20 protein-coding genes and 1 pseudogene are annotated in these 26,505 nt (G+C 70.2%); 4 read left to right on the plus strand and 17 right to left on the minus strand.

The window, feature by feature from the left end:
- The first annotated feature begins 26 nt into the window (after positions 1 to 26).
- Positions 27 to 5,822 (plus strand): excinuclease ABC subunit UvrA, encoded by a 5,796-nt coding sequence (gene uvrA, locus V4F39_RS10625; protein WP_332289337.1) that lies wholly within the window; start codon positions 27 to 29, stop codon positions 5,820 to 5,822.
- 13 nt (positions 5,823 to 5,835) lie between these two features.
- Here the strand turns inward: uvrA and V4F39_RS10630 are convergent, their stop codons facing one another.
- Positions 5,836 to 6,420 (minus strand): hypothetical protein, encoded by a 585-nt coding sequence (locus tag V4F39_RS10630; RefSeq protein WP_332289338.1) that lies wholly within the window; start codon positions 6,418 to 6,420, stop codon positions 5,836 to 5,838.
- A gap of 166 nt (positions 6,421 to 6,586) precedes the next feature.
- On the opposite strand from V4F39_RS10630, the gene V4F39_RS10635 reads away from it, so the two are divergent.
- Together V4F39_RS10635 and V4F39_RS10640 are read left to right on the plus strand one after the other, a co-directional pair.
- On the plus strand, positions 6,587 to 7,570 hold the full coding sequence (locus tag V4F39_RS10635; RefSeq protein WP_332289339.1) for a TRAP transporter substrate-binding protein: 984 nt from the start codon (positions 6,587 to 6,589) through the stop codon (positions 7,568 to 7,570).
- Positions 7,571 to 7,582: 12 nt separating this feature from the next.
- Entirely contained in the window at positions 7,583 to 8,338 is a 756-nt protein-coding gene (locus V4F39_RS10640) for a sulfite exporter TauE/SafE family protein (RefSeq protein WP_332289341.1), read from the plus strand.
- A 24-nt stretch (positions 8,339 to 8,362) separates the two neighbouring features.
- Here V4F39_RS10640 and V4F39_RS10645 read toward each other — a convergent pair whose 3' ends face one another.
- From V4F39_RS10645 to V4F39_RS10665, 5 genes are all read right to left on the minus strand, one after another.
- Complete coding sequence (locus V4F39_RS10645; protein ID WP_332289342.1) at positions 8,363 to 9,010, minus strand: protein-methionine-sulfoxide reductase heme-binding subunit MsrQ; 648 nt, start codon at positions 9,008 to 9,010, stop codon at positions 8,363 to 8,365.
- 5 nt (positions 9,011 to 9,015) lie between these two features.
- Entirely contained in the window at positions 9,016 to 9,999 is a 984-nt protein-coding gene (msrP, locus tag V4F39_RS10650) for a protein-methionine-sulfoxide reductase catalytic subunit MsrP (protein ID WP_332289343.1), read from the minus strand.
- Positions 10,000 to 10,125: 126 nt separating this feature from the next.
- The gene (gene ccsB / locus V4F39_RS10655) at positions 10,126 to 11,466 is read right to left on the minus strand and encodes a c-type cytochrome biogenesis protein CcsB (RefSeq protein ID WP_332289344.1); all 1,341 of its coding nucleotides are present in this window, start codon (positions 11,464 to 11,466) and stop codon (positions 10,126 to 10,128) included.
- Positions 11,463 to 13,583, minus strand: coding sequence for a cytochrome c biogenesis protein ResB (locus V4F39_RS10660; RefSeq protein ID WP_332289345.1), 2,121 nt, complete (start codon positions 13,581 to 13,583; stop codon positions 11,463 to 11,465). The genes ccsB and V4F39_RS10660 overlap by 4 nt, the downstream gene beginning before the upstream one ends.
- Positions 13,584 to 13,712: 129 nt before the next feature.
- Positions 13,713 to 14,327: a c-type cytochrome gene (locus tag V4F39_RS10665; RefSeq protein ID WP_332289346.1), complete on the minus strand. Its 615-nt coding sequence runs from the start codon at positions 14,325 to 14,327 to the stop codon at positions 13,713 to 13,715.
- A gap of 50 nt (positions 14,328 to 14,377) precedes the next feature.
- Here V4F39_RS10665 and yihA point away from each other — a divergent pair, with 50 nt between their 5' ends.
- Positions 14,378 to 15,106, plus strand: coding sequence for a ribosome biogenesis GTP-binding protein YihA/YsxC (yihA, locus tag V4F39_RS10670; RefSeq protein ID WP_332289347.1), 729 nt, complete (start codon positions 14,378 to 14,380; stop codon positions 15,104 to 15,106).
- Between the two features lie 102 nt (positions 15,107 to 15,208).
- On the opposite strand, the gene V4F39_RS10675 is transcribed toward yihA, so the two are convergent.
- The 11 genes and pseudogenes from V4F39_RS10675 to V4F39_RS10730 form a co-directional block, all read right to left on the minus strand.
- The gene (locus V4F39_RS10675; protein ID WP_332289348.1) at positions 15,209 to 16,717 is read right to left on the minus strand and encodes a DUF1631 family protein; all 1,509 of its coding nucleotides are present in this window, start codon (positions 16,715 to 16,717) and stop codon (positions 15,209 to 15,211) included.
- A 144-nt stretch (positions 16,718 to 16,861) separates the two neighbouring features.
- Entirely contained in the window at positions 16,862 to 18,505 is a 1,644-nt protein-coding gene (gene groL / locus V4F39_RS10680; RefSeq protein ID WP_332289349.1) for a chaperonin GroEL, read from the minus strand.
- A 48-nt stretch (positions 18,506 to 18,553) separates the two neighbouring features.
- Positions 18,554 to 18,844 (minus strand): co-chaperone GroES, encoded by a 291-nt coding sequence (gene groES / locus V4F39_RS10685; protein ID WP_332289350.1) that lies wholly within the window; start codon positions 18,842 to 18,844, stop codon positions 18,554 to 18,556.
- Between the two features lie 175 nt (positions 18,845 to 19,019).
- Positions 19,020 to 19,502, minus strand: a complete 483-nt coding sequence (locus V4F39_RS10690; RefSeq protein ID WP_332289351.1) for a hypothetical protein — start codon at positions 19,500 to 19,502, stop codon at positions 19,020 to 19,022.
- The gene (locus tag V4F39_RS10695; RefSeq protein ID WP_332289352.1) at positions 19,489 to 20,814 is read right to left on the minus strand and encodes a hemolysin family protein; all 1,326 of its coding nucleotides are present in this window, start codon (positions 20,812 to 20,814) and stop codon (positions 19,489 to 19,491) included. Before V4F39_RS10695 ends, V4F39_RS10690 begins: the two co-directional genes overlap by 14 nt.
- Positions 20,815 to 20,848: 34 nt before the next feature.
- Positions 20,849 to 21,702: pseudogene (locus tag V4F39_RS10700) on the minus strand (undecaprenyl-diphosphate phosphatase).
- Between the two features lie 111 nt (positions 21,703 to 21,813).
- Positions 21,814 to 22,167: a hypothetical protein gene (locus tag V4F39_RS10710; protein ID WP_332289353.1), complete on the minus strand. Its 354-nt coding sequence runs from the start codon at positions 22,165 to 22,167 to the stop codon at positions 21,814 to 21,816.
- A gap of 22 nt (positions 22,168 to 22,189) precedes the next feature.
- Entirely contained in the window at positions 22,190 to 23,005 is an 816-nt protein-coding gene (locus V4F39_RS10715) for a helix-turn-helix domain-containing protein (RefSeq protein ID WP_332289354.1), read from the minus strand.
- 17 nt (positions 23,006 to 23,022) lie between these two features.
- Positions 23,023 to 23,844, minus strand: a complete 822-nt coding sequence (kdgR, locus tag V4F39_RS10720; RefSeq protein ID WP_332289355.1) for a DNA-binding transcriptional regulator KdgR — start codon at positions 23,842 to 23,844, stop codon at positions 23,023 to 23,025.
- A gap of 150 nt (positions 23,845 to 23,994) precedes the next feature.
- Complete coding sequence (locus V4F39_RS10725) at positions 23,995 to 25,344, minus strand: pectate lyase family protein (RefSeq protein WP_332289356.1); 1,350 nt, start codon at positions 25,342 to 25,344, stop codon at positions 23,995 to 23,997.
- Positions 25,341 to 26,498 (minus strand): oligogalacturonate lyase family protein, encoded by a 1,158-nt coding sequence (locus tag V4F39_RS10730; protein WP_332289357.1) that lies wholly within the window; start codon positions 26,496 to 26,498, stop codon positions 25,341 to 25,343. Before V4F39_RS10730 ends, V4F39_RS10725 begins: the two co-directional genes overlap by 4 nt.
- Positions 26,499 to 26,505 lie beyond the last annotated feature (7 nt).

Here is a 26,505-nt window from a genome sequence, read left to right on the forward strand (position 1 = left end):
GCCTTCGCCCTCCCCAGAAGGCCTCCATGACCTCCGGTGTCATCCGCATCCGCGGCGCTCGCCAGCACAACCTCAAGAACCTCGATCTCGACCTCCACACCGGCGAAATGACGGTGGTGACCGGGCCCAGCGGCTCCGGCAAGTCGAGCCTCGTCTTCGACACGCTGTATGCGGAAGGGCAGCGGCGCTACGTCGAGACCTTCAGCGCCTACGCGCGCCAGTTCCTCGACCGCATGGACCGCCCGGCGGTCGATCGCGTCGACGGCGTGCCGCCGGCCATCGCGATCGACCAGACCAACCCGGTGCGCACCTCGCGCAGCACGGTCGGCACGATGACCGAGCTGAACGACCACCTGAAGCTGCTGTTCGCGCGGGCGACGAACCTGTTCGACCGCCAGACCGCGCTGCCGGTGCGGCACGACACGGCGCAGAGCATCCAGGCCGACCTGCTGGCCCGTGCCGCCGCGGCCGGCGACGTGCGGCTGGTGCTCACCTTCCCGGTGGAGCTGCCGGCGGACACCTCGGCCGAGCAGCTCGAGCAGTGGCTCGCCGCGAGCGGCTTCACGCGCGTGCACAGCGAGCGGACCGTGGGCGACCGCAAGCTGCTGGACGTCGTGGCCGACCGCTTCCGCGCGAGCAGCGTCGACCCGGTGCGCACCGCGGAGGCCATCGAGCTCTCGCTGCGCCGCGGCAGCGGGCGGCTCAACGTCTACGTGGTGGGCGAGGCGGCGCAGCCGGAGGTCGTCTGGCGCTATTCCACCGGCCTGCACTGTCCCGAGAGCGACCTGCGCTACGCGGACCCGACGCCGGCCCTCTTCTCGTTCAACTCCGCCTTCGGCGCCTGCGAGGCCTGCCGCGGCTTCGGCCGGGTGATCGGGGTCGACATGGGCCTGGTGATCCCCGACGAGCGCCGGACGCTGCGCAACGGCGCCATCAAGCCGATGCAGACCCCGGCCTGGAAGGAGTGCCAGGACGACCTGATGAAGTACGCCGGCGAGGCCGGCATCCCGCGCGACACTGCCTGGAACCAGCTGACGCAGGGCCAGCGCGACTGGGTCGTCAACGGCTCGCCGCACTGGAACGGCAACTGGAACAAGCAGTGGTACGGCGTGCGCCGGTTCTTCGAGTACCTGGAGAGCAAGGCCTACAAGATGCACATCCGCGTGCTCTTGTCGAAGTACCGCAGCTACACCGAATGCCCCGCCTGCGCCGGCGCGCGGCTGAAGCTGGAGGCGCTGCTGTGGCGTGTCGGCACCAAGGCGCAGGCCGATGCGGTGCTGCCGCCGGATCAGCGCTTCATGCCGCGGGGCGTGGGCTGGACGCGCGAGCAGCTGCAGGCGCTGCCGGGCCTGTGCCTGCACGACCTGATGCAGCTGCCGCTGGATCGGTTGAGGCGGTTCTTCGATGGGCTGCTGCCGGGCACGACCCCTCGCGCCGGCCCGCTCCCGCCGGCGGGCGGGGGCGGGGCCGAGCGCGGCAGCGAGGCCTCCGCCGAGGACACCGCGCTGCAGATGATCCACGGCGAGATCGCGACGCGGCTGAAGTACCTTTGCGACGTCGGCATCGGCTACCTCACGCTCGACCGCCAGAGCCGCACGCTGTCGGGCGGCGAGGTGCAGCGCATCAACCTCACCACCGCGCTCGGCACCTCGCTGGTCAACACGATGTTCGTGCTCGACGAGCCCAGCATCGGCCTGCATCCGCGCGACATGAACCGCATCGTGCAGGCCATGCACCGGCTGCGCGACGCGGGCAACACGCTGGTGGTCGTCGAGCACGATCCGGCGGTGATGCTGGCGGCCGACCGGCTGATCGACATGGGCCCGGGGCCCGGCGAGCGCGGCGGGCAGATCGTGTTCGACGGCACGCCCGACGACGTGCGCGAGGCCGAAACGCTCACCGGCGCCTACCTGGGCGGGCGCAAGCTCGTCGGCTCGGGCTTCACGCGGCTGGTGGACGAGGGCACGCCCAAGCTGGTGATCGAAGGCGTGCGCGAGCACAACCTGAAGGACGTGTCGGTCAGCTTCCCGCTGCAGCGGCTGGTCTGCGTGACGGGCGTGTCGGGCTCGGGCAAGAGCACGTTGATGCAGGACGTGCTGTATCCCGCGCTGGCCCGCCACTTCGGCAAGCCGACCGAGACCCCCGGCGCCCACGGCCGGCTGCTGGGGGCCGATTGGCTCACCGATGCGGTGTTCGTCGACCAGAGCCCGATCGGCAAGACCGCGCGCTCCAACCCGGCCAGCTACGTCGGCGCCTTCGACGAGATCCGCAAGCTCTTCGCCGACGCACCGCTGGCCCGCGAGCGCGGCTACGGCGCCGGCATGTTCAGCTTCAATGCCGGCGACGGCCGCTGCCCCACCTGCGGCGGCTCCGGCTTCGAGCACGTCGAGATGCAGTTCCTGTCGGACGTGTACCTGCGCTGCCCGGACTGCGACGGCCGCCGCTACCGCGCCGAGATCCTCGACGTGAAGATCGAGCGCCGCCTGCCGGCCGAGCTGCACCGGCAGCTCAGCGTGGCCGACGTGCTGGAGCTGACGGTGAGCGAGGCGGTGCAGCTCTTCCGCGACGACCGCGAGGTGCTGCGCGTGCTGCAGCCCATCGTCGACGTGGGCCTCGACTACGTGCGCCTCGGCCAGCCGGTGCCCACGCTGTCGGGCGGCGAGGCGCAGCGCCTGAAGCTCGCCGGCTTCCTCGCGGAGGCGGCCGGCGCGCCGAAGCAGCCGCTGGCGAAGAAGGGCCAGCTCTTCCTGTTCGACGAGCCGACCACCGGCCTGCACTTCGACGACATCGCCAAGCTGATGCGTGCGTTCCGCAAGCTGCTGGACGCCGGGCATTCGCTGATCGTCATCGAGCACAACCTCGACGTGATCCGGGCGGCCGACTGGATCGTCGATCTCGGCCCGGAGGGCGGCGAAGCCGGCGGCGAACTGGTCTGCGCCGGCACGGTGGCCGACGTGAAGGCGCATGCGGGCTCGCACACCGGGCAGGCGCTGCGCGAATACGAAGAAGCGCTGGGCATCGCCCCGGGCGCGCGGGTGGCTCAAGAGAAGTTGCCCGCGCCGGCGGGCGAGGGCGAAGGCACCAGCCTGCAGGCCCTGATCCAGCAGAACCGCCAGCGTGCTGCCCGCGCGCCCCGCCGCCTGCCGGGGGACGAGGGCGCCATCCAGATCGTCAACGCCCACGAGCACAACCTGAAAGGCCTGAGCGTCGACATCCCGCGCGGCAAGTTCAGCGTGGTGACGGGCGTCTCCGGCTCGGGCAAGAGCACGCTGGCCTTCGACATCCTGTTCAACGAAGGGCAGCGGCGCTACCTCGAATCGCTGAACGCCTATGCGCGCAGCATCGTGCAGCCCGCGGGCCGGCCGGAGGTGGACGCGGTGTACGGCATCCCGCCCACGGTCGCGATCGAGCAGCGCCTGTCGCGCGGCGGCCGCAAGAGCACGGTGGCCACCACCACCGAGGTGTGGCACTTCCTGCGGCTGCTGTGGGTGAAGCTGGGCATCCAGCACTGCATCCACGACGGCACGCCGGTGATGCCGCAGAGCGCCGAGAGCATCGCCGCGCAGCTGCTGCGCGACCACCGCGGCCAGCACGTGGGCCTGCTGGCGCCGCTGGTGGTCAACCGCAAGGGCGTCTATACCGACCTGGCGAAGTGGGCCAAGGCGCGCGGCCACACGCACCTGCGGGTGGACGGCGAGTTCCTGCGCGTCGACCCGTGGCCGCGCATCGACCGCTTCAAGGAGCACACGATCGAGCTGCCGGTGGGCGACCTCGTCGTGCAGCCCCAGAACGAAGCGCTGCTGCGCGAGCTGCTGGCCCGCGCGCTCGAACTGGGCAAGGGCGTGCTGCACCTGCTGCACCCGCTTGACGGGCTGGCCGCCGCGATGGACGAGGGCGGCAGCACCGCCGGCATCGGGCAGGTGAAGGTGTTCTCCACCAAGCGGGCCTGCCCCACCTGCGGCACCAGCTACCCGGAGCTGGACCCGCGCATGTTCTCGTACAACAGCAAGCACGGCTGGTGCAACACCTGCGTCGGCACCGGCCTCGCGCTGACGCGCGAGCAGCGCAAGGTGTACGACGATTCCGTGCGCGACGACGACAACCGCGGGCGAGAACAGAGCTTTCCGGCCGAGGAGGCGGAAGCCGAAGGCGTGGCGGACGCCGAGTGCCCGGATTGCGAAGGCACGCGGCTCAATCCCGCCTCGCGCGCCGTCACCTTTGCCGGCGAGGCGATCAGCACCATCGCGGCGTCGTCGGTGCAGGACTCGCGGCAATGGATCGAGGGGCTGGGCCTCGAGGGCCGCGACGCGGGCATCGCACGCGATGTGGTCAGCGAGATCCGCAACCGCCTGCTGTTCCTGGAGGAGGTGGGCCTGGGCTACCTGACGCTGGACCGTGCGGCGCCGACGCTGTCGGGCGGCGAGGCGCAGCGCATCCGGCTGGCGGCGCAGCTCGGCAGCAACCTGCAGGGCGTGTGCTACGTGCTCGACGAGCCGACCATCGGGCTGCACCCACGAGACAACCAGATCCTGCTGAACGCGCTGCATCAGCTCGGCAGCAAGGGCAACACCCTGGTGGTGGTCGAGCACGACGAGGACACCATCCGCCGCGCCGACCACATCATCGACATCGGCCCCGGCGCCGGCAAGCGTGGCGGCCGCGTCATCGCGCAGGGCACCGCGAGCGAGCTGGCGGCGCAGACCGAGTCGGTCACCGGCCGCTTCCTGCGCGAGCCGCTGAAGCACCCGCTGCACGAGCGGCGCGCCGTCGATGCCACTGCGCCCCGGCTGGAACTGCGTGGTGCCGACCTGCACAACCTGAAGCTCGTCGACGTGGACGTGCCGCTGCACCGGCTGGTGGCCATCACCGGCGTCAGCGGCTCGGGCAAGAGCACGCTCGCGCGCGACGTGCTGCTGGCCAACGTGCAGGCGCTGGTGGCGCAGAAGAACAGCAGGGGCGCCAAGGCACCGGCCCTGTCGGGCTGCAGCGCGCTCGAGGGCTGGCAGGCGGTCGACCGCGTGCTGGAAGTCGACCAGACGCCGATCGGCAAGACGCCGCGCTCGTGCCCGGCCACCTACATCGGCTTCTGGGACGCGGTGCGCAGGCTCTTCGCCGAGACGCTGGAAGCCAAGGCGCGCGGCTACGGCCCGGGCCGCTTCAGCTTCAACACCGGCGAGGGCCGGTGCCCGGCCTGCGAAGGGCAGGGCCTGCGCACGATCGAGATGAGCTTCCTGCCCGACGTGAAGCTGCCCTGCGACGTGTGCCACGGCCAGCGCTTCAACCCGGAGACGCTGGCGGTGAGCTGGCGCGGCAGGAGCATCGGCGACGTGCTGAACATGGAGGTCGACGAGGCGGTGGACTTCTTCGCGTCGATGCCCGCCATCGCGCATCCGCTGCAGCTGCTGAAGGACGTGGGCCTGGGCTACCTGACGCTGGGCCAGCCGTCGCCCACGCTGTCGGGCGGCGAGGCGCAGCGCATCAAGCTCGTCACCGAGTTGAGCAAGGTGCGCGACGAGGTGGGCCGCCGCGGCCAGAAGGCGCCGCACACGCTGTACGTGCTCGACGAGCCGACGGTGGGGCTGCACATGGCCGACGTGGAGCGGCTCATCCACGTGCTGCACCGCCTGGTCAACGGCGGGCACAGCGTGGTGGTGATCGAGCACGACCTGGACGTCGTCGCCGAGGCGGACTGGGTGCTGGACCTGGGGCCCGAGGGCGGCGACGCCGGCGGGCGCGTCGTCGTGGCCGGTGCGCCGGAAACGGTGGTGGCGGCGGGCAGCCACACCGGCAAGGCGCTGGCGCCCGTGCTGGCGCGGCGCTGAACCGGCGGCGGCGCTACTGCGCCGCGCGTGCCCAGGTGGAGGCGTCGTTGGCGGCCTGCAGCGAGCGCAGGTCCTGCGCCTGCAGCGTGGCGGCACGCTGGCGCAGCGCCTCGGCGTCCTCGCGGTCGCCGCAGCGTTCCAGCACCCGGCTGATACGCTGCAGCACCGCGGCCTCCCACTCCCAGTCGCCGACCAGGCCGGCCATCTGCGCTGCCTCGTAGCCGTGGTCGCGGGCCCGCTCGCGCACCGCATGGGCGCCCCGGGGTTCGTCGCGGGTGAGCTCGGTGGCCAGGATGGACACCAGCTCCGCGAGGTCGCACAGCAGCTCGATGCAGGCCTCGGGCGCACACAGCGTGCGGGCCTTGCGCAAGCCTTGCTGCAGATACCACTCGGCGGTGCCGCCGTCGCCCATGCGGCGGTAGCAGCGCCCCACCTGGGCCAAGGCCAGGGCATGGATGGCAGGCTGGTCCTGCTGCTCGGCCTCGTCGAGCTGGCGCAGCGCCTCGGCCAGCGCATCGCGCGCCCGTCCGGGCTGCACATCGAGCGCCCGGTGCCGCGGCACCGGGCAGGGAGGAACGGCATTCACGCTCGGATTCATCGCGGCTCCCCTCATTGGCAAACGACTGACCAGCCCTAAGCACGTGGCGGGCCTGCCCCGGGATGGTGCTGCCGCGGGCGGCAGGTCAATAATCGCCGGCGTCGCCGTCCGACCGTTCGACAGGAAGCTCCGCCGCATGCCCGTCCGCTTGCCATTTGTTGCATCCATGGCCCTTTTCGGTGCGGTGGCCGCCTCGGCCCAGACCGAATTGACCGTCTCGTCGTGGACGCCGCCGGCGCACATGCTGTCGCAGACGCAGCAGGCGTGGTGCGGATTGCTGGAGGAGCGCAGCGAAGGCCGGCTGCGGTGCCGCATCCTGCCGCGCGCCGCAGCCCCCGCGCCGGGCACCTTCGACGCGGTGCGCCAGGGGCTCGCCGACGTCTCGTTCACGGTGCACGGCTACACGCCGGGCCGCTTCGCGCTGTCGGCGCTGGCGGAACTGCCGTTCCTCGGCCAGTCGGCCGAGGCGGTGTCGCTGGCCTACCAGGCGGTGTTCGAGCGCACGCCGGCGATGCAGGCGGAACACGAGGGGGTCAAGGTGCTCGCGGTGTTCGTGCACGGGCCCGGCATGGTGCTCAACACCCGGGGGCCGGTCACACGGCTGGAAGAACTGCAGGCGTTGAAGTTCCGCATCGGCGGCGGCAGGGTCCAGGACATCGGCGCGGCCCTGGGCATGAACGTGTTGCGCAGGCCTTCGGCCGAGAACCTCGCGCTGTTGTCTGCGGGGGCGGTGGACGGCACGCTGATGCCGCCGGAGTCGGTCGAGGCCTATCGGCTCGACGGCGTCGTGCGCTACGCCACCACGTTCCCGGGCGGCCTCTACAACACGAGTTTCGTGTTCATGATGAACCAGGGCCGATACGACCGGTTGCCGGCCGAGGACCGGGCGGTGGTCGACGCGCTCTCGGGCGAATTCGCCGCGCGGCTGTTCGGCCGCGGCTGGGACCGCATCGACCGCCGCGCGATGGCGATGATGCAGGTCTCGGGCGTGCAGTTCACGCCCGCCGACCCGGACTTCGTGCAGGCGGTGAAGGACCGCACCGCGCCGCTGGAGGCGCAGTGGGCCGAGGCGGCGCGTGCCCGGGGCATCGCCGATCCGGGCAAGCTGCTCGCCGATTACCGCGCCGACATCGCGCGCCGCGAGCGGTGAGGGCCTGAGCGGATGGATTCGGTCTACCTGGTGGTGGCGCTGGGCGCCATGGTGGCGGGCTTCGTGCAGGGCCTGTCGGGCTTCGCGTTCTCGATGGTCGCGATGTCCTTCTGGGCCTGGGCGCTGGAGCCGCGCATGGCGGCGACGCTGGCCGTCTTCGGCGGCTTGACGGGGCAGGTCATCGCGGCGCTGTCGGTTCGCCGCGGCTTCGACCTGCGGCGGCTGCTGCCCTTCGTGCTGGGCGGCCTGGCCGGCGTGCCGCTGGGCGTCGCGCTGCTGCCGCGGCTGGACATGGAGGTGTTCAAGGTGCTGATGGGCACGCTGCTGGTGCTGTGGTGCCCCGCGATGCTGATGGCGAGGGACCTGCCCCGGGTGACGGCAGGCGGGCGGATCGCCGACGGCGCGGTGGGCCTGGCCGGAGGCGTGATGGGCGGGCTCGGCGGCTTCACCGGCACCTTGCCGACGCTGTGGTGCACCATGCGCGGCCTCGAGAAGGATGCGCAGCGGGCGGTGATCCAGAACTTCAACCTGTCGATGCTTTTCGTGACGATGGGCAGCTACCTGGCCAGCGGCGTCGTCACGCGCGCCGACCTGCCGCTGTTCGCGATCGTGGCGCCGGCGATGCTGGTGCCCACGCTGCTCGGGGCGCGGCTCTACATCGGCATCAGCGAGGCGCGGTTCCGGCAGGTCGTCCTGGGCCTGCTCACGGCGTCGGGCGTGGCCCTGCTGGCCTCGGGCGTACCGCGCCTGCTGGCGCGGCTGGTATGAACCGGGCTGGATCGGGGCCGGCGCTCAGCGCCGCGCGCGCCACGCGTGCACGATGCGCGCACCCAGCAGCACGCCGATGACCGCCGCGTAGATCGACCATTCCCCGAAGTCGTTCTTGCCGGCGCGCATCCAGAAGAAATGCAGCAGCGCCAGCAGCGCGACCGCATACACCGCGCGGTGCAACGCCTGCCACCGCGCGGCGCCGAGGGCCCGGATCGCCCGGTTGAACGAGGTAGCGGCCAGCGGCAGCATCAGCAGCAGCGCCGCGGTGCCGACGAGGATGAACGGCCGCTTCGGGATGTCGGCGACGATGTCGGCCGGCACGAGCCCCATGTCGAGCCAGGCGTAGCAGAGGAAGTGCAGCAGGCCGTAGAAGAACGTGAAGAGGCCCAGCATGCGCCGCAGCCGCGCCAGTGCCGGCTGCTGCAGCCACTGGCGCAGCGGGGTGATGGCGAGCGTCAGGCACAGGAAGCGCAGCGTCCAGTCGCCGGTCGAGCGGATCAGCGCTTCCGCCGGGTTGGCGCCCAGCGTGTTCATGAAGGCGCCCCAGACCAGCCAGGCCAGCGGCCCGAGGCTGGCGATGAACACGACCGGTTTGACGGCCGGATGCAGCAGCAGCGGACGCCTGCGCGCCGCCGGCGCCGCGCCCCGGGCGGAAGAGGCGATGGCCATGGCGATCAGTAGTGCTTGGCGAGGTCCATGCCCGCATACAGCTGGCCGACCTGGGCTTCGTAGCCGTTGAACATCAGCGTGGGCCGCTTCTTGGCGAACAGCCCTTCGCCGATGCGCCGCTCGGTCGCCTGGCTCCAGCGGGGATGGTCCACCTTCGGGTTGACGTTGGAGTAGAAGCCGTACTCCTGTTGCGCGGCCTTGGTCCAGGAGCTGACCGGCTGCTGCTCGACGAAGCGGATCTTGACGAGCGACTTGGCCGACTTGAAGCCGTACTTCCAGGGCACGGTCAGCCGCACCGGCGCGCCGTTCTGGTTGGGCAGGACCTCGCCGTACAGACCGAAGGTCAGCAGCGTCAGCGGGTGCATGGCCTCGTCCATGCGCAGGCCCTCGACGTAGGGCCAGGAGAGCACGCGCGAGCCGACGTAGGGCATCTGCTTCGGGTCGGCCAGCGTCACGAACTCGACGAACTTGGCGTTGCCGGTGGGCTCGACCCGACGGATCAGCTCGGCCAGCGAATAGCCGACCCAGGGGATCACCATCGACCAGCCTTCGACGCAGCGCAGCCGGTACACGCGCTCTTCCATGGGTGCCAGCTTGAGCAGCTCGGCGAGGTCGTAGACCTTGGGCTTGCGGACTTCGCCCTCGACGGCCACGGCCCAGGGCGTGGTCTTGAACTTGGTGGCGTTGCGGGCCGGGTCGGCCTTGTCGGTACCGAACTCGTAGAAGTTGTTGTAGCTGGTGACGTCGTCGTAGCTGGTGAGCTTTTCCATCGTCGCCGCGCCGGCCACCGCGCTGCGCGCGCCGGGCAGCTTGGCGAGCTTGCCGGGGCCCGCGGCCTGGGCCTGGGCCTGGGCCGCCGGCAGGCCGGCCGCCAGCGCGGCGCCGGCCGCGGCGAACTGGAGCCAGCGGCGCCGGTCTTCGTAGAGGGCGCGCGGCGTGATGTCCGACGGCGTGGGATGCTGGAAGCCGCGGTCGTGGAGGAGGTGCATGGAGGTTCTCCGGTCTGCTTCGATGGGTGCGTTCGCCCCGTTCGTCGGAGTGGACCCGCGCACCTTACGCGCAGTTCAATGACCTTGGCGGGAAGACGCGCCGGCCCCGGGGGCCGGGACGATTCTTTACAGTTCGCCGTACGAGTGCAGGCCGGACAGGAACATGTTCACGCCGAGGAAGGCGAAGGTCGTGACGGCCAGCCCGACCAGCGCCCACCACGCCGACACCGCGCCGCGCAGCCCCTTCATCAGGCGCATGTGCAGCCAGGCGGCGTAGTTGAGCCAGACGATCAGCGCCCAGGTTTCCTTCGGATCCCAGCTCCAGTAGCCGCCCCAGGCCTCGGCGGCCCAGAAGGCACCGAGGATGGTGGCCACCGTGAAGAACGCGAAGCCCACCGCGATCGACTTGTACATCACGTCGTCGAGCAGGTCGAACGAGGGCAGCCGTGCGGCGATGCGCCGGCGCGCCATCAGGATGGCCGCGACGATCAGGGCGCTGAGGCCGAAATAGACCATCCAGTACGCGCTGCCGCCCGTGCCCGCGCCCTGCCTGAACACTACCGGCTCGAAGCAGAGCACCACCCCCAGCAGCCACAGCGGCGCGAGCTTGTACCAGCGGGTCTCGCCGGCCTGCTGCTTGACGAGGTAGGCGAAGGCCACCATCGCCGCGAGCGCGAAGGTGCCGTAGCCGATGAAGTTGGCCGGCACGTGCAGCTTCATCCACCAGCTCTGCAGCGCCGGCACCAGCGGCTGGATCTCGTGCGCCTCGCGCGCCACCGTGTACCAGAGCAGGAAGCCGACGGCCGCGCTGACCACCAGCATCACGAACGCGCCCAGCGCGCGGGTGCGGTAGTGCTGCTCGAAGTACAGGTAGAAGGCTGCCGTCATCCAGCAGAACAGCACGAACACCTCGTACAGGTTGCTGACGGGGATGTGGCCGATGTCCGCGCCGATCTGGTGGCTCTCGAACCAGCGCACCATGGTGCCGACCAGGGCCATGAACACGGCCGCCCAGGCCAGCCGCGAGCCCAGGCGCTGCGCGGTGTTGTCGTCGCTGCGCACGAAGAACCCGATCCAGTAGAAGACCGTGCTCATGAAGAAGAGCACGCTCATCCACAAGATGGCGCTCTGGCTCGACAGGAAATACTTCAGCAGGAAGACGTTGTCGGCCTGGGCCAGGTCGGCGCCGAAACCGTCGGTCTGCCGGTTGTACAGGGCGATGGCCAGCAGCGTCGCGGCCCCCACGGCGAGGCCCAGCACCCGCAGCGCACCCCAGAACCACCCCAGCGCGACCAGGCAGGGCACGGTGCCGACCAGGATGGCCTTCTCGTACACGTCCATCGAGCCGGCGTAGCGGTTGAACGCAAACGCCGCGCCGGCCACCACCAGGGCGGCGAAGAGCCAGTCGAATGCGCTGCGGCGCGTGAAGCGGCGCTGGCCTTGAAGGGTGAGCGTGGTGGTGTTCATGGGGCCTCCTTCAGGATGGCGTGCTTCAGGCGGTCGAATTCGGCGTCCGCGTCGAGGGTTCGGCGGGTGGTCGACAGCGCGGTGCTGATGCGCGTGCGGCCGTCGCCTTCGTCTTGGAGCCAGACCCAGAGCCGGCGTTCCCGGACGTAGAGCATCGCGAAGACGCCGATGATCAGCAGGACGGCGCCGATGTAAACCAGGGTCTTGCCCGGGGCCCGCGCGACCTGGAAGACGCTCGCCTGGATCTGCTCGAACGTCGCGAGCTGCAGGATCACCGGCGCCGGGTACAGGAAGCTGTCCGACAGTGACAGCACGGCCAGCGACATGAAGGCCTGGGCGGTGTCGCCCGGCTCGGCCGCCTTCAGGCCGTCGCGTTCACGCGCGGTGTTGAGCAGCTCGAACAGCGCGCCGTTGAGGATGCGCAGCAGCACTTCGGAGATGCGGGGCCGCTCGGCTTCCGGCACGGTGGTCTCCAGGAAGCGCGACAGAGCCATCAGGCCGCCGGCGGGCTGCGGGGCGTCGTCCTTGCCGGCACCCGGCGACTCCGCGCCCGCGAAGAGCCCCAGCACGCGCTGGGTCGTGACGGCGAGTTGCTCCGCCATCTCGGGCTTGTCCGCCGGCGTCGCCTTGGCCACGTAGCGGCGCGCGGCCTCGCTGCGCAGGGCCGGGTCGACGAGCGCGCGGCGCAGGCGCATCCAGCCTTCGATCGAGTCTTCCTCGTCGACGGGGATGCGCAGGTAGCGGAAGTTCTCGTTCGGGTTCTCGCGCACGCCGGCGAGCAGCACCCGCTGGCCGTCGATGTCGACCGGGCGCATGTAGTTGTTGAACTCGCGCGCCTGGCCGGCGGCATCGCGCAGGCGGTAGGACACCGAGGGCCCCACGTTCTGCAGGGTCTTGGTCGTCTTGACCTTCGCGCCGGAGCCGAGGTGGTCCTGCAGGGTGTTGACGAGGTCGACCTTGCGCACGTCGGTCGCGCCGCCCGCGGTGGCGGCGCCGAGGTTCTCGACGTTAATCACCCTCAGCCCCGCGAATTCCAGCGTGAGTTGCTGGTCGGCGCTGGCGAGCGTGGTGCTGTCGCCGACGCGGCCCTCGACGTCGAAGGCGGTGCCGCCCGGCGTGAGTGGCATGGCGTGCAGCTTCAGCTTGGAGCCGCCGTCGTCGAAGCTGCTCTGGTAGATCGCCACGCCCCGGTGGAAGGCCGGCTCGTTGACCTTCACGGTCGCGGCCCTGGCCTCGCCGGTGTCGCGGTCGTGGATCACGATCTCGCTCGCGAAGAGCTTGGGCATGCCGGTGTCGTAGTAGTCGACGATGAACTTCTTCAGCTCGATGTCGAATGGCAGGTCCTGCAGCACGACGCCGCTGGACATGCTGATCACCGCGGTGCCGGCGCGGGCGTTCTCGGGCACCAGCAGGTTGGCGCGGAAGGTCGGGTTGTTGGCCGAGAGGCGGTGCTCGGGCGGCACGTCGCGCAGCATGCCGCCGCCCATGAAGGGCGTCTTGCCCAGCGCGGCCATCTGGGCGCGCACGACGAGGTCGCCGTCGAACAGGCCGCCGAGGCAGATCAGCACGATCGACGCGTGCGCCGCGAGGTAGCCCAGCTTGTTGGCCATGCCCTTGCGCGCGGCGATCATCGTGCCGTGCGGCCGCAGCTGGACCTTGGCCTTCCAGCCGGCGGAGGTCAGCAGCTGGCCGATGCGGGCGTAGGCCGCGTCACGTCCTTCGTCGAGCGTTCCCTGCGCCTTGTGGTGGAACGCGTTGAGCGACTGTTCGCGCAGGTGCTCCTTGTAGGCCTTCAGGTCGGCGGTGATCTTGGGCAGGTTGCGCGCGATGCACAGGCTGGTGGAGACCACGAGGAACGCCAGGATCAGCAGGAACCACCAGGCGCTGTAGACCGCGTACAGGCCCACGGCGTCGAACACCTCGGCCCAGAAGGGGCCGAACTGGTTGACATAGTTGTTCTGCGGCTGGTGCTGCTGCACGACGGTGCCGATCACCGAGGCGATGCAGATCACCGTGAGCAGCGAGATCGCGAAGCGCATCGACGAGACGAGCTCGACCGCGTCGCGCCATGCCCGCGAACGGCTGCTGACTTCGAGGCCGGTGGTGGGCAGGGTCATCGTGGGCTTACCTTCGTGCGAGCGCATGCCGGGTCCGGCGGCGGGACCGGCGGGCTCGAGGATGCGATTATCGGCGGGCGGAAAAAAGGCCGGTCGTCGACCGGCCTCGGGCAGCGGAGCCGACGGGGGTCAGCGCAGCCCGGCGATGTAGTCGGAGACGGCCTTGATCTCGAGGTCGTTCATCTTCGCGGCGATCGCCGTCATCTGCGCGCTGTTGCCGCGCACGCCGGTGCGGAATGCGACGAGCTGCGCTTCGGTGTAGGCGCCGTGCTGTGCGCCGATGCGCGGGTACTGGGCCGGGATGCCGGCGCCCGACGGGCTGTGGCAGCCGGCGCACGCCGGAACCTGCTTCTCGAGGATGCCGCCGCGGTAGATGCGCTCACCGAGGGACACCGTGTCCTTGTTGGTCGCGAAGCCGGTCTTGGCCTGCTTGGACGCGTAGAACGCGCTGACGTTGCGGATATCGTCTTCCGACAGCGTCGCCGCGAAGCCCTGCATGACGGGGTTCTTGCGCTTGCCGGACTTGAACTCGTGCAGTTGCTTCGCCAGGTATTCCGGATGCTGGCCTTGCAGGATCGGGTAGGCCGGGCTGCCGCGGCCGCCATCGGCGCTGTGGCATGCCACGCAGACCTGCGTGGCAACCGCCTGGCCCTTGTTGAGATCGGGCTTCGCAGGCGCTTTGGCGTCAGCGGCCAGCGCGGGCGCCAGAGCGGCGGCAAGGGTCAAGGCGATGATCGACTTCATGTCGTTGCGGCGGCGTTGGGTGTTCAAACCGTCGGATTTTACAATGCCGAATGACCGAATCACCTGACGCCCGCACAGCGCTTGCCTGGACCCACACCGCGCGCTTCCTGACCACGGCCAGCCGGCTCGACCAGCTGCCCGTGACCGAGCTGCCGGAAATCGCCTTCGTGGGTCGAAGCAACGCCGGCAAATCGACCGCCATCAACACGCTGGCACAGCAGAAGCGGCTGGCCTTCGCGTCGAAGACACCGGGGCGCACGCAGCACATCAACCTGTTCGAGCTGGGCCCCAAGGACGCGCCCGATGCGCTCTTCGCGGACCTGCCCGGCTACGGCTACGCGGCGGTGGCGCGTACCGCCAAGCTGCGTTGGCAGCAGGTGATGGCCGACTACCTGGAGATCCGCCGCAGCCTGTCGGGGGTGGTGCTGATGGTCGATTCGCGGCTGGGTTTCACCGAGCTGGACCAGCAGCTGCTGCAGTTCGTCGCGCCGCGTGTCGGTACGGGCGAGGTCAAGCTGCTGGTGCTGCTGACCAAGGCCGACAAGCTCTCGCGCAAGGAGGCCGATGCGGCCGTGCGCGGTGCCACGGAGGTGCTGGGCCAGCTGAGCACCGACGACGCCGACGTGAGCCTGGCCCTGTTCTCGGCCCTCAAGCGCAGCGGCATCGACGACGCCGCGATCACGTTGCATGGATGGACCCATCCGGCGGCTGCGGCTGCTGCGGCGCTGCCGGGCGCGGGTCAGGAGGGGGATGAAGGGGTGGCCCGCGCACCTCTTTGAGTTACTGCAGCTCCCTGGTGGTATCGATACGCTGGACCGGCGAAAAGTGTAGGAAGGGCTTCCCGGGCCAACATCCCCGCGAGCGCGGGGCCCGCGACGCGCTCAGCTCGGGCGGTTCTGGCTGCCCTGCCGCATCAGCCGGGCCGCGGCGCGGCTGACGAGCGAGCGTTCCCGCAGGGCGCGCAACAGGCCTTCGGCATGCAGGCGCTCCAGCGCCGATTGCCGGAATGCCCAGGTCTGGCGCGTGCTGCCGGCCTCTGCGTAGAGCCACAGGTCGTCCGCGTGCCACAGCAGCTGTGCATGGCGCCAGCGTGCATCGACGAAGACGCGCACCCATTGTTCCGGCAGCTGGCTGTCGAGCCAGGCAGCGGCGTCGCTCGCGGCGGCGGCGTCCGCTTGCGCATCGCCGTTGGCGCTGGCCAGCAGGTCGGCACGCACCGTGTCGAGGCTGTCCGCATCCAGCGGCAGCGGCGTGCCCCCTTCGGCTGCGGTGGGCGAAAACGCCGGGCCCAGGGTGTCGAGCATCGCGATGTGCGCGGAGGCGGACCGCAGCCGCGCTTCGTGCTGTTGCCGTGCCCAGTGGGCCAGGCGCTGGTGCGCCCATCGGAACGAGGCAGCGTCGGGCGTGGCTTCGTGTGCGATCGCCTCGATGAGCGCAGCAGCCTGCGCAAGGACCTCGGTGCGTGCGGGGTCATCCGCCTGCGGATGCAGTGCGGCGAGGAAGGCAACCCGGTCGATGAAGACCCACAGGGGGTGGGTGTAGGCGTCGAGCGTGGTGGCGTCCTGCCGGGCAACACACAGGGCGATGGGCTGCAGACGGCCCAGCAGCGCCTGCAGGTCGGTGCCGACCGACGCGTCCTGCCGCAGCGCCGCGAAGATGCTGGGAAGCACCGTGTCGGGATCCGCATCGCCTGCTCCGGCCGCCGCAGGCGCAGCCGGTGGCAGCAGCTGGCGCAGGCGATCGAGATCGGGAGGCAGCGTGTGGCTGCGGTGCCAGCTGCGCGAGCCGGTGCTGGTGACGATGGTGCGGTAGCTGCTCGGCACGACGCCGGCATCTTCCAGGCGCGTGCATGCAGCGGCGTAGGCCAGCCGCAGTGCCTGCGCCAGCGGCGCGGCGGCCGCCCGCAGCAACGCGATGCGAAGGTTGTGCGACGACGGCAGCCCGGTGATCGCGGCCCACAGGGCGCGCACGTAGTGGTCCGGCCGCAGCGGGTTGGTGTCGCGCGCCACGTGGAGGTCGCCGACCAGCGCGGAGGTGAAGGCCCGCAGCTCCCGCAGCTCGAATTCGGCGGTGCTGCGGATGAGTTCGGTCGCCCGCGAGAGTTCGACATCGCTCGCGACGGCATCGTCTTCCACCAGGGACAGCGTCATGGCCGCGGGCCGGCGTGGCGCCTGCGCGGGGGTGCTGAGCAGGCCGGCCAGCGTGCGGCAGAAGGTGGCGACGAGTTCCGCCCGGTAGTGCCGGGCCAGCCTCTGCACTTCCGGATGCGGCGGGCTGGCGGCCGATGCCGTGCTGGCGGGCGCCAGCGCGTGCAGCACGGCCTCCATGAGCAGCGGGGCACGGGCGACTTCATCGTCGATGAACTGCGGCAGTGACGGGCGGTGCGTCATGTCGGGCTGCGGCGGGCGGGTGGCGGGGGTGGGCGGTGGCGATTTCAACAGCGCGCCGCCGACATCGATCGCCCAAAAAGCGCCCAAAAAAAAGCCCGCGGCGCGGGCCGCGGGCTTCCTGCAGTACAGGCTGGAGGGCCGGACTTACATGTCCATGCCCATGCCGCCCATGCCGCCCATGCCGCCGCCGGGCATCGCGGGGGCGTCTTCCTTCGGCGCTTCGGCGACCATGGCTTCGGTCGTCAGCATCAGCGAGGCCACGGAGGCCGCGTTCTGCAGCGCCGTGCGGGTCACCTTGGTCGGATCCAGGATGCCCATCTCGATCATGTCGCCGTAGGTGTCGTTGGCGGCATTGAAGCCGTAGTTGCCCTTGCCGGCCAGCACCGCGTTCACCACCACCGAGGCTTCGCCGCCGGCGTTGTAGACGATCTCGCGCAGCGGGGCTTCGATGGCCTTCAGCACCAGCTTGATGCCGGCTTCCTGGTCGGCGTTGTCGCCCTTGATCTCGCCAGCCGCTTGCTTGGCGCGCAGCAGGGCCACGCCACCACCGGCCACGATGCCTTCTTCGACGGCTGCACGCGTGGCGTGCAGGGCGTCTTCGACGCGCGCCTTCTTTTCCTTCATCTCGACTTCGGTGGCCGCGCCAACCTTGATCACGGCAACACCGCCGGCCAGCTTGGCCACGCGCTCTTGCAGCTTCTCACGGTCGTAGTCGCTGGTGGCTTCCTCGATCTGGATGCGGATCTGCTTGACGCGGGCTTCGATGTCGGCAGCGGCACCGGCGCCATCGATGATGGTGGTGTTTTCCTTGCCCACTTCGACGCGCTTGGCCTGGCCCAGGTCGGCCAGCGTGACCTTCTCGAGCGTCAGGCCCACTTCTTCGGCGATGACCTTGCCGCCCGTCAGGATGGCGATGTCTTCCAGCATGGCCTTGCGGCGGTCGCCGAAGCCAGGCGCCTTGACGGCCACGACCTTCAGGATGCCGCGGATGGTGTTGACCACCAGGGTCGCCAGCGCTTCGCCTTCGACTTCTTCAGCGATGATCAGCAGCGGACGGCCAGCCTTAGCCACTTGCTCCAGCGTGGGCAGCAGGTCGCGGATGTTGCTGATCTTCTTGTCGAAGAGCAGAACGAACGGGTTGTCCAGCAGCGCCGATTGCTTTTCCGGGCTGTTGATGAAGTAGGGCGACAGGTAGCCGCGGTCGAACTGCATGCCTTCGACGACGTCGAGCTCGTTGTCCAGCGACTTGCCGTCTTCGACGGTGATGACGCCTTCCTTGCCGACCTTGTCCATCGCGTCGGCGATGATCTTGCCGATCGATTCGTCGCTGTTGGCCGAGATCGAGCCGACCTGTGCGATTTCCTTCGAGGTCGTGGTGGCCTTCGAGGCCTTCTTCAGCTGCTCCGTCAGGGCCACGACGGCCTTGTCGATGCCGCGCTTCAGGTCCATCGGGTTCATGCCGGCGGCCACGTACTTCATGCCTTCGCGCACGATGGCCTGGGCCAGCACGGTGGCGGTGGTGGTGCCGTCACCGGCGTTGTCCGAGGTCTTGGAAGCGACTTCCTTGACCATCTGGGCGCCCATGTTCTGGAGCTTGTCCTTCAGCTCGATTTCCTTGGCGACCGAGACACCGTCCTTCGTGACGGTGGGGGCGCCGAACGAGCGCTCGAGCACCACGTTGCGGCCCTTGGGGCCCAGGGTGACCTTGACCGCGTTGGCCAGGATGTTCACGCCTTCGACCATGCGGGCGCGGGCCTCGCCGCCGAAGATGACGTCTTTTGCTGCCATGAGTAGTTACTCCGAATAGAGGTGAAGAGGGTGTGCGGGAGAAGCGGCTTACTTCTCGACCACGGCGAAGAGGTCTTCCTCGCGCATCACCAGCAGTTCGTCGCCGTCGACCTTGACGGTCTGGCCGCTGTACTTGCCGAACAGCACGCGGTCGCCGACCTTGATGTTCAGGGTCACGAAGTCGCCCTTGTCGTTGCGCTTGCCAGGACCGACGGCCAGCACTTCGCCTTGGTCAGGCTTTTCGGCGGCGTTGTCGGGGATCACGATGCCCGAGGCGGTCTTGGTTTCTTGTTCCAGGCGCTTGACGATCACGCGATCGTGCAACGGACGAAGTTTCATGGGATCTCCTAGTGCAATGACACTTTGGTGGCGTTCGGGGCCGGCCTGCGCCGTGCCCGATGTCGGTGACCGACCGGAGACCGGCATCCCGGAAAGGGATGCGGCCCTGGTGGTCGTTAGCACTCGATCGTGGTGAGTGCTAGCAGCACGGATTATAGGGACGGCCACTGTCGATTCAAGGGGGTGAATCGTTTCCTGTCATGCCGCAGCGGTGCTGGAGGTGCGACAGCAAGGATTTCGCCTGCACGCTGTCGGTCCATTTGCCCGTGACGAGCACCGACGCCGGCGCCTCGGCGTCCCCGCTCGCCGGCAGCAGCCGGATGTCGTAGTGGCGGCCCTCCTCGTCGAAGGGCGATTCCACCACCGCGCCCGCCAGCGACACGGTGGTGCGAGTGGCGGTGCCGTTGTCCTGGGTGATCGAGAGCCGGCAGCCGGGCTCCAGGCCGAAGCGCCACTCGCGCTCCAGGTGGGCGCCGCGGCCCAGGTGGTTGAGGGCGCCGATCAACTGTGCCTCGGTCATCTCGGAAGGCAGCACCTGCGGCACGTCCTCGGTGGGGTAGCCGTCCGCGCAGGCTGCCGCGGCAAGGGCGACGGCGGCGGCCAGCATCGCGCGGCCGGCCGCCACGCGCGGGCCCTGCCGCCGGTCAGGGCCTGCCATCGGGCGGCAACGGTGGGGCATCGGCGGGGCCGGCTTCCCGGCTGGCCAGGACCTTGTCGATCGTCTTGCCATCCATGTCGACGATCTCGAAGCGCCAGCCTTCCCAGCTCACCGTGTCGGCGACCTTCGGCAACCGGCCGGTCAGCAGCATCATCATCCCGCTCAGCGTGTGGTAGCGGCCGCGCGCCTCCTCCGGCACGCCCTCGAGGGCCAGGCGGTCCTTCAGTTCCGGCACCGGGATGTGGCCGTCGAGCAGCCAGCTGCCGTCTTCGCGCTGCACGGCCCACGAGGTCTGCGGATCGCGCGGGCGGAATTCGCCGGTGATCGCCTCGATCAGGTCCTGCAGCGTGACGATGCCCTGCACTTCGCCGTACTCGTCGATCACGAAGGCCATGTGCACGTCGGACGACCGGAAGCTGTCGAGCAGTTCCATCCCGGTCAGGGTCTCGGGCACGTACAGCGGCTCCTGCAGCGGCTGGTCGGCGAGCACCCGGTCGCCGTCGCGCAGGGTGCGCGAGAGCCATTGCCGGGCATTGACGACGCCCAGCACGTTGTCGAGCCGGCCCTTGATCACCGGGAAGCGGGCGTGGTCGCTCTGCTCGATGCGGGCCAGGTTCTCCTCGAACGCCGCATCCACGTCGAGCACGACCACGTCGGCACGCGGCACCATCAGCGAGCCGATCTGGCGGTCGTCGAGGCGGAACACGTTGCGCACCATCGTGTGCTCGTGCGATTCGATGACGCCAGCCGTGGTGCCTTCGGCCAGCATTGCGTGGATCTCCTCCTCCGTCACCGCGGAGGACCTGCCTTCCTTCACGCCCAGCAGCCGCAGCAGCGCCTGCGTGGAGATCGTCAGCAGCCGCACGAACGGCTTCGTCGCCGTGGCCAGCCAGTCGATGGGCCGGGCGACGAGGCGCGCCAGCGTCTCGGGGTGCGTCTGGCCGAGGCGCTTGGGCACCAGTTCGCCGACGACGATCGAGAAGTAGGTGATCAGCACCACCACCAGCCCCGTCGCGCCATAGGAGGCATAGGGCGCCGGCACGCCCAGCGAGGCCAGCGATTCGGACAGCGGTGCCGCCAGCGCCGCCTCGCCGACGATGCCGTTGAGCACGCCGATGGAGGTGATGCCGATCTGGATGGTGGACAGGAACCGCGTGGGGTCCTCGCCCAGCTTCACGGCGGCGGCAGCGCTGCCGTCGCCCTCGTCGATGAGTTTTTGCAGCCGGGCCCTGCGCGCCGTGACGAGCGCGATCTCCGACATGGCGAAGACACCGTTGAGGAGGATCAGGGCGAAAAGTAAGGCGATTTCCATGGGGTTTCCAAGATGGCCGGAAGGCCGGGAAGCGTCAGAGCGGACTCAGGACGCCAAGGCAGAGCAGGGCCAGCACGCCGATGCCCAGAACAATGCGGTACACCACGAAGGGCAGGTAGCCGCGGCTGGAGACGAGCTTGAGAAAGATGACGATCACGCCGTAGCCGACACCGAAGGCCACCAGCGTGGCCAGCGCCGTGGGCCCCCGCGGCACGGGGCTTCCGAGCTCGGCGCTGCGGTAGAGCTGGTACAGCCCCGAAGCCAGCACCGCCGGTATCGCCAGCAGGAACGAATAGCGCGCCGCGGCCTCGCGGCTGTAGCCCATGAGCAACCCGGCGGTGATGGTGCCGCCGGAGCGCGACACGCCGGGCACCAGCGCCATGGCCTGGGCCAGCCCGAACAGCAACCCGTCGCGCCACGAGAGTTGGCGCAGCGTGCGTTCGCGGCGCCCGAAGCGGTCGGCCGCCCACAGCAGCAGCCGAAGACGATCAGCATCGCCGCGGTGAGGTAGAGGTTGCGCAGCGAGGTCTCGATCGCGTCCTTGAACAGCAGGCCCAGCACCGCGATCGGCAGGGTGCCGACCAGGATCAGCCAGCCCATGCGCGAATCGGCGTCCGCATGGCCGCCGCCGCTGGCGATCGAGCGCCACCATGATCGCGAGATGCCGGCCAGCTCGCGGCGGAAGTACAGCAGCACGGCCGCCTCGGTGCCGATCTGGGTGATCGCGGTGAAGGCGGCGCCCGGGTCGCCGCCCGAGGGCAGCAGCGGCCCGAAGATGCGCAGGTGGGCGCTCGACGAGACGGGCAGGAACTCGGTGAGTCCCTGCAGCAGGCCCAGCACGGCGGCCTCGAGCCAGCCGACGGTGGCGCCCGTCATGGTTCCTGTCATGGGGATGGTTTCAGCGGAGGGTTGCAGCCGCCCCCCGCCGGCGCGCCCTTGCGGCGCGGCCGGTGGAGGGCGCGGTGCGGATCGCGCGGCGCGGGGCCGTGCGGCGTGCGGTCAGGTGCGCGCGGCGGGGCAGGGCGGGCGCAGCAGGCCTTCGAGGCACGGCGCGCCATGCGGCGCCGGCGGCAGGCGCGAGAACCCCGGCATCGGCAGCACGGAGCGTCCGTGCGCCGCCACGGCCAGGAGCTGGTCGGGCAGTTCACCGGGCAGGTCGCCCTGGGCCTGGGACGGCTGGTCGTCGAGGTGGTGGTCTTCCACCGATCCCTTGCGGACATCGCCCGGCAGGCCCGCGGGTGCCATCGCCTGCACGCCGGAAGCAGGCGGCGAGAGGGTGGGGAGTTCCTGCGTGCCGATGCCGGACCACAGGAGCACGAGCGAGAGGAGGAAGGCGATGACCCGGGAGGGCATGGCCCGGATTGTAGGTGCGGGCTCAGCCGCCTTGCGGCAGGCCGGGTGCGTGCAGGCGGCGCAGCAACGCGGCGCTGGCTTCGTCGGCGGGATAGAAGGCCTCGAGCGCCAGTTCGGCCAGCGTGATGTCGCGCGGCGTGCCGAACACGGTCGTGGTGGACAACAGCGACAGCCGGCCCGCCGCCGTGTCGAGCTGCAGCGGCACCGCGATGCCGCCGAACGCCTGCGCCGCGGCCAGCGCCGCTGCCGGCGCCGCCGGCCCGGGCAGTGCTTCCAGCTCGTCGCGCAGGGCAGCGAGCACCGGATCGCCGGTGGCCGCGATCTGCTGCCGCAGGCGCTCCAGCAGGTGGGCCCGCCACGGGCCGAGGTTGGCGATGCGCGGCGCCAGGCCCTGCGGATGCAGGCTCAGCCGCAGCACGTTGACGGGCGGCGCCAGCAGCGCCGGGCTGGCACCGGCGATCAGCGTCGCCACGGCCGCGTTGGCTGCCACGAGCTGCCAGTGGCGGTCGATGGCCAGCGCCGGGTAGGGCTCGTGGCCCTTCAGCACGAGTTCGATGGCCTCGCGTGCCGGCCGCAGCGCCGGGTCGTCGAGCGGTCGCTCCGCATAGACCGGGGCATAGCCGGCGGCCGCCAGCATCACGTTGCGCTCGCGCAGCGGCACCTCCAGGCGTTCGGCCAGCCGCAGCACCATCTCGCGGCTGGGCGTGGCGCGGCCGCTTTCGATGCAGCTGAGATGGCGCTGCGAGACGTCGGCCTGCAGGGCGAATTCGAGCTGGCTCACGCGGCGGCGCTTGCGCCACTCGCGCAGGCAGTCCCCCAGCGCATGCGAGGCAGCCATCGGCCGATGCGGTGCGCTCAGCGGCCGGCCACGGCCTGGTCGGCCTCGAGCGGATAGCGCACGCACCCCAGGCGGCGCGACACGTCCTTGCACGCCTCGTGCAGCATGCTGATCACCCCCGGCGCCTGCGCCTCGTCGTAGCGGAAGGTCGGGAAGGACACGCTCATCCCGGCCACCGGCTCGCCCAGGCGGTCGAAGATGGGCATGCCCAGGCAGCGGATGTGGTCGTCGAACTCCTCGCGGTCCTCGCCGAAGCCCTGGGCGCGCGTGCGCTCGAGCTCGGCGAGGAAGGCCGCGGGCTCGACGATGGTCTTGTCGCGGAAACGCTTGAACTCGGCGCCGGCCAGGATGGCGTCTCGCTTGGCGGGCCCCTGCCAGGCCAGCAGCACCTTGCCGATCGCGGTGCAGTGCAGCGGCGCGCGGCGGCCCACGCGCGAGTACATGCCCAGCGTGTGGCGCGAATCGATCTTGTGGACGTAGATGATCTCGCTGTCGAGCAGCGTGCCGAGATGGATTGTCTCGCCGGTGCGCTCGGACAGCGCCTCCATGTGCGGCTTTGCGAGCTCGACCAGGTCGGGGTACTGCAGCGCCTTCGTGCCCAGCTCGAACATCTTCATCGTCAGGCCGTAGCGCTCGGTGTCGGCCTCCTGGCGCACGTAGCCCAGGCTCTTCATGGTCTGCAGGAAGCGGTAGACCGTGGCCTTGGGCATCGCCAGCCGCATCGATAGTTCGGAGATGCCGGTCTCGCTGCGGTCGGCGAGCGATTGCAGGATCGCGAAGACCTTCAGTACGGCGGCGACGGATTCGGGTTGCCGCAGGTCGCTGGGATCGTCATCCATCACGTTTTAACTGCCTCGGTATGGTGTTTCATTGAACATTGTCACCTGTTCCCGAGAACCCGATCCGGCGTGCGTCGCCGAGGCACGAGGCATCGCCCGGCGCGCGCCTGCACGCCGGGGTGGATGGCCGCCGCGCACTGCCGCGGCCGGTCAGAGCCGGCCTGCCCCGGCGGAGGCGCGCACGTTGCGCTCCACGTCCCGGGCGGGCTCGACCCGTCCCGCCAGCGCGGGCTGCCAGCCGACGTCCGCGCTCAGCGCCGCAGCGGGGTTGGCCTGGCGCAGCTGGGCCAGCAGGTCCACCGGCTGGCCATTGAGCAGGCTGCCGCGGTCGAAGAACGTCTGGCCCTTCCAGAGCTTGACGATCGCGGTGGCGGGCACGTCGCCCGTCAGGCGCCACACGTTGTGCTCGCTGAACACCCGCGAGTTGACGCCGACGCCAATCGAATAGCCGAAAGCGTAGGGCGGCTCGCTGCTGCCGGTGTAGAGGTTGTTGTAGACGTGCACCTGGCCGTAGCGGACCCGCGGTGCACGCTCCTTGATGCGGTCCCACCAGTTGTGGTGGAAGGTGACCTTCAGCCGCCCGTCGTCTTCCACCGCCTTGTCGCTCGACCCGACGAGGTGCGTCTTGTCGTGGTCGTGGAAGCGGTTGTACGAGACCGTCACGTAGTTCGAGCCCTGCGTGATGTCGAGCAGGCCGTCGTGGTGCTGCATCGGGCGGCCGAGCGCGGTGCGCGCCGTGTGGTCCGGCCGTTCGCCGTCGCTGAAGCTGCAGTGGTCCACCCACACGTGCGTGGCGCCGACCAGAGAGATGTTGTCGTACTCGGAATTCCACTCGCCGTTGGCGTTGTCCTTCGGATCCCACGCCGGGAAGTGGTCGAACGCGTCGGCGAAATGCAGGTTGCGGATGATGACGTTGCGCACGCCCTTGAGCAGCAGCGTGCCGTGCACGATGCCAGCGTCCCGGCCGGCGCCCAGCAGCGTGGTGTTCGACGGCACGGCCACCACGGTGGTGGCCTGCTGGCGTTCGGCCGAGCGCTGCCGGGCGTCCTCCAGCGGGCCCGCGGGCGGGCGCTTGCCCCACACGGCCGGGTCGTAGGCGCGCAGGTAGGCCTCGAAATCGAAGGCCGGGTCGCGGAAGGCCTCGGCGCCGACGGGGCGGTTCTGCCCGTCGACGCTGAGGTCGATGCGGCCATGCACCCGCACGATGCGCGGCGCGCCCGCCGGGCCGGCGGCCAGCGCGGCGACCAGCTCGGCCCGGTTGCGCACATCGAACACGTGGCTCGGCTGCGCATCCGCCCCGCCCCGTGTGCCGCCTTCAGCCGACGCCCAGCCGTCCCCGGCCGGCAGCCCCTCGCGCTCCCAGGCGGCGGTGGAGGAGGAGGCTGGCGGCGCCGAGCCGCAGCCGGCGGTGGCAGCCAGCGCCGCGGCGGCGGCCACGGCGCCCAGGGTGTGCAGCAGGCGGCGGCGCGACGGCGCGGCGGCTCGGAGAGGCATGTTCATCGGAGGTCCACGAGGTAGAGGCCCGGCTCGCCGCGGCCGTCGGCGCTGAACAGCACCTGCGTCTCGTCGGGCGTGAAGGAGGGGTGGGGATGGGTCACCTGCCGGTTGCCTTTGTAGACGCCCCACGAGCTGTCGTGGTGTGCGATCCGCCGGCCGGTGCCGGTCTTCAGGTCGAACAGGTGCAGGAACGGGTCGTTGTCGATCGCGTAGCCGCCGGTGTCGTCGACGTCGATCGGTGTGCCGCAGCCGTCGCCCACGATCAGGCTGCCGTCGAAGTTGCTCATCAGGTGCGAGCACGGCGGCATCTCGAAGAGCCGCTTGTTCTCCAGCGTCACCGGGTCGAGCGAGCAGATCCAGCGCTCGGTGCGGCCCTTGAGGTAGGCGACGTAGATCATCAACGAGCCATCGGGCACCCAGAACTCGTGCGTGCAGCTCTCGCCCTCGGCGTGGGCCTTGCCGCAGCGCAGGTTGCTGCCGTCCTCGTCGATGAACCACATGCGCGCGTCGACGAGGTCGTGGTTGCCTTCGTGGCAGAAGGCGACCGTGCGGTCGTCGAAGGGCCGGTACTGCGGGTGGCCGAGCCAGAGGTCCTGCTCGTGGATCACGTCGCGCCGGCCGGTGGCGAGGTCGATGCGGATCAGCCGGCAGCGCGGCTTGCGCAGGAACATGTCGCGGAACTGCTGCCAGTCGGTCAGCGGCATCCAGTCGCTCGCGAGGATCTCGATGCCGACCATCTTGGTGCAGGCGGAGTTCGCCACCCAGGTGCCGTAGCCGACCCACTCGGGCGGCACCACGTACACCACCTGCTCGCGCAGCGTCGCCAGCTCGAGGCGGATGAGCCGGCGGTCGCCCCGCACGAAGTAGAGGTGCCGGTCGTCGGGGCTCAGGAAGCCGCCGAAGGTGTTCTCGCCGGGCTGGTCGGTGAGCTGCGTCGCCGTCTGCGTGTCGAGGTCGAGCAGGTGGTAGTTCCAGTCGGCGCCCGGGCCGAACTCGCCCCCGAACAGCAGCTTCCTGCCGTCGTTGGTGAAGCACTTCTGATAGAAGTACGGCCGATGGCAGGTGACGTCGTGCGGGGTCAGCCGCGTGACGCCGGCTCCGGTGTCGGGATCGCAGAAGGATTCGAAGGCGAGTTGTCGGACGGTCGATTTGCTCATGGGTGCG

Source organism: Aquincola agrisoli, from assembly GCF_036621135.1.
Lineage (GTDB): Bacteria > Pseudomonadota > Gammaproteobacteria > Burkholderiales > Burkholderiaceae_C > Aquincola > Aquincola agrisoli.

Bases quoted from the DNA above. Each gene is read 5' to 3' on its own strand.
- uvrA (WP_332289337.1), top strand. From the start codon at position 27: ATGACCTCCGGTGTCATCCGCATCCGCGGCGCTCGCCAGCACAACCTC.
- V4F39_RS10630 (WP_332289338.1), bottom strand. From the start codon at position 6,420: ATGAATCCGAGCGTGAATGCCGTTCCTCCCTGCCCGGTGCCGCGGCAC.
- V4F39_RS10635 (WP_332289339.1), top strand. From the start codon at position 6,587: ATGGCCCTTTTCGGTGCGGTGGCCGCCTCGGCCCAGACCGAATTGACC.
- V4F39_RS10640 (WP_332289341.1), top strand. From the start codon at position 7,583: ATGGATTCGGTCTACCTGGTGGTGGCGCTGGGCGCCATGGTGGCGGGC.
- V4F39_RS10645 (WP_332289342.1), bottom strand. From the start codon at position 9,010: ATGGCCATCGCCTCTTCCGCCCGGGGCGCGGCGCCGGCGGCGCGCAGG.
- msrP (WP_332289343.1), bottom strand. From the start codon at position 9,999: ATGCACCTCCTCCACGACCGCGGCTTCCAGCATCCCACGCCGTCGGAC.
- ccsB (WP_332289344.1), bottom strand. From the start codon at position 11,466: ATGAACACCACCACGCTCACCCTTCAAGGCCAGCGCCGCTTCACGCGC.
- V4F39_RS10660 (WP_332289345.1), bottom strand. From the start codon at position 13,583: ATGACCCTGCCCACCACCGGCCTCGAAGTCAGCAGCCGTTCGCGGGCA.
- V4F39_RS10665 (WP_332289346.1), bottom strand. From the start codon at position 14,327: ATGAAGTCGATCATCGCCTTGACCCTTGCCGCCGCTCTGGCGCCCGCG.
- yihA (WP_332289347.1), top strand. From the start codon at position 14,378: ATGACCGAATCACCTGACGCCCGCACAGCGCTTGCCTGGACCCACACC.
- V4F39_RS10675 (WP_332289348.1), bottom strand. From the start codon at position 16,717: ATGACGCACCGCCCGTCACTGCCGCAGTTCATCGACGATGAAGTCGCC.
- groL (WP_332289349.1), bottom strand. From the start codon at position 18,505: ATGGCAGCAAAAGACGTCATCTTCGGCGGCGAGGCCCGCGCCCGCATG.
- groES (WP_332289350.1), bottom strand. From the start codon at position 18,844: ATGAAACTTCGTCCGTTGCACGATCGCGTGATCGTCAAGCGCCTGGAA.
- V4F39_RS10690 (WP_332289351.1), bottom strand. From the start codon at position 19,502: ATGGCAGGCCCTGACCGGCGGCAGGGCCCGCGCGTGGCGGCCGGCCGC.
- V4F39_RS10695 (WP_332289352.1), bottom strand. From the start codon at position 20,814: ATGGAAATCGCCTTACTTTTCGCCCTGATCCTCCTCAACGGTGTCTTC.
- V4F39_RS10710 (WP_332289353.1), bottom strand. From the start codon at position 22,167: ATGCCCTCCCGGGTCATCGCCTTCCTCCTCTCGCTCGTGCTCCTGTGG.
- V4F39_RS10715 (WP_332289354.1), bottom strand. From the start codon at position 23,005: ATGGCTGCCTCGCATGCGCTGGGGGACTGCCTGCGCGAGTGGCGCAAG.
- kdgR (WP_332289355.1), bottom strand. From the start codon at position 23,844: ATGGATGACGATCCCAGCGACCTGCGGCAACCCGAATCCGTCGCCGCC.
- V4F39_RS10725 (WP_332289356.1), bottom strand. From the start codon at position 25,344: ATGAACATGCCTCTCCGAGCCGCCGCGCCGTCGCGCCGCCGCCTGCTG.
- V4F39_RS10730 (WP_332289357.1), bottom strand. From the start codon at position 26,498: ATGAGCAAATCGACCGTCCGACAACTCGCCTTCGAATCCTTCTGCGAT.